This window comes from Limnochorda sp. (genome assembly GCF_047459355.1).
In the GTDB taxonomy this organism is placed as follows: Bacteria; Bacillota; Limnochordia; order Limnochordales; family Limnochordaceae; genus Limnochorda.
Map to the genome: position 1 here is coordinate 1 of NZ_VSCV01000072.1, position 2,132 is coordinate 2,132.

A 2,132-nucleotide genomic window follows, 5' to 3' on the forward strand; every position below is an offset into this window, starting at 1 on the left:
CCGTCACCCCTTGGCGAAAGGAAACACCCGCCCTCCCCCGGCGAACGCCGAGGGTCGGGCGGGTGTGTGCGAGTCACGGGAGCGAGAGCACCTTAAGGGATGTCGAGATCCAACATCGGCACGTGCTGCTGCGCGCCGTAGAGGTCGGCGCTCTCAAAGGCGTCGGACGGAACGGGTTTGATGAAGGAGACCTTGGCCGCGAGGCACGTCTCCACGAACCAGACGCCCAGCACCTGGTCGGGAGCGATGCCGTAAAGCTCGGCCACCCGCTCCGGGGTCAAGACGCCCGCGTCCCGGACCCGCGTAAAGGCCCCCTCGTCGTTGAAGATGATGTCGATGGTGGTCAAGAAAGGCGACGCATTCTTGCTCCGGATCACCCGGGCCAGCTCCGGCAGCTTCATGCCTTGCCCTCCTCTCGCCCGGCGTGCCCGCCGATCTGGCGCACCTCCACCCGGAAGGGCTCGCCCGGATCCTCCAGGGGCAGGCCGTGCCAGATGCTCCACTGGTAGACCTCCCCGGCCGAGATGGCCCGCCCCGGCGAGAAGGGGATGGCCAGGTTGCCGGCGGTGGAGAGCCGTCCCGGGAACCCATGGTGGGAGAGGAAGGAGCTGGCGAAGGAACAGATGCTGTCCGCCGTCTCCTGGTCGCGGCTCACCGCCTCCAGGAGCAGGCAGATCTCATGGGGCTGGGCCCCGGCCAGGGGCTCGGAAGGGCCCAGCACGCCGTTCTTCCCGTAGGTCCGGATGGTGAAGTGGTACGCCCCCTCGCCCAGGAAGGCAAAATACTCCCGGACCGCGGCGTAGCAGTCCTGCACGATCTGATCGGAGGCCGCGATGAACCGGGGATCCCGCACGCCCCCAATGCTGATGGAGCGGTAACCTGCCTTCCGGACCCCTTCCAGCTTGACCCGGTACTCATCCGCCTCGATCCACCGGGCGCCTGAGACCCGGACGCTCCGCTCAGTGACCTGCTCGTACCGGGCGCTGGCCACGTCCAGCACCCCGCCCGGGTTGGCCTCCCGGGTGGGATCGGGCCGCTCGTAGAAGGCGTGGAGGGCGACGCTCGCCGGGGTGCAGCGGCGCTCCTCACTGACGGGGACCACCTCGAAGTGATCTTGCCGCAAGAAGCCCATCAGGCCGTCGTTGCCGCTTCCCGGATCGGCCGCTAGGGCCCCGTCCTCCATCACCTTGCCGAAGTGCATGCTGAGGGCCCGGGGGAAGCCGTGCCGCAAGGGAAGGGCCGCATAAAGGCCGATGTCCAGCGCCCGTCCGGTGATGATGCCGTCCAGGTCGGGGTGCTCCTCCAGGAGCCGGACCAGAACCTCCGGCCCCACCTGAGCCACAATCCGGGTGGAGGCCTTCACCGTCTCCGCATCCAGCCGCTCCGGGAAGCGGTCGACGGGGACCAGGCGGGGCATCACCACGCCGGCCTGCAGCCGGTCCAGGAGGTACTGGGGGTCCACGTCGCTCCAGACCACACCGATGGTGAGGGACCAGCCGTGCCGCCGGGCCGTCTCCTCCAAGAGCTCGAGGGCCAGCTCCACATGGGGCTTGGCCCCGGCCCCTCCCACCGAGCAGATGAAGGGGATCCCGGCCTCTTGGGCCGCAGCCACGATCAGCTCCAGATCCCGCTGCAGCGCCTGCCGGGCCATGACCGGCTTGCCGCTGCCCAGGTAGGAGGGGCCGGCGTCGGTGGTGGTTCCTTGAGCCACGATGGCGTGGGGCTGGAACTCCAGCGCTTTCCGCAGGGAGTTGGCGTCCACCCCGTGGCCGAGGAACGACGTGGCTGAGTAGATGCGAAGTTCGTGGGCCTCCGCCACCAGTCTCACCCTTTCATCGGCTCACGTTCAGGACTGCTCGGCCAGCTGGACCAGTTCCCGGGCGATCTCCGAGATGCGGATGCCGCGCGTCGCGTGGATGCAGACGCCCTTCACCGTGTCGATCTTCTCCAGCCAGTCGGGGCGGATGGCCTGGACGCCCTGGAAGGCGCCGGCGATGGCCCCGGCGATGGCGCCGATGGTGTCCGCATCCCGCCCGAGGTTCGCCGCCGCCAGCACCGCCGGCTCGTACTGGCACCGGGCACTGGCCAAGAGGCCGAAGGCGAGGGCGGTCGCCTCGGGCGCCATGTCGGCC

3 protein-coding genes are annotated in these 2,132 nt (G+C 69.4%); all 3 read right to left on the reverse strand.

Annotated elements, in window-relative coordinates:
- Positions 1–92: 92 nt before the first annotated feature.
- Positions 93–401, reverse strand: a complete 309-nt coding sequence (locus tag FWJ67_RS10840) for a DUF4387 domain-containing protein (RefSeq protein ID WP_304172206.1) — start codon at positions 399–401, stop codon at positions 93–95.
- On the reverse strand, positions 398–1,819 hold the full coding sequence (locus FWJ67_RS10845) for a 3-methylaspartate ammonia-lyase (RefSeq protein WP_414482413.1): 1,422 nt from the start codon (positions 1,817–1,819) through the stop codon (positions 398–400). Before FWJ67_RS10845 ends, FWJ67_RS10840 begins: the two co-directional genes overlap by 4 nt.
- 27 nt (positions 1,820–1,846) lie before the next feature.
- Positions 1,847–2,132: ADP-ribosylglycohydrolase family protein (locus FWJ67_RS10850; protein ID WP_414482821.1), on the reverse strand; the 286-nt coding region annotated here is incomplete at its 5' end.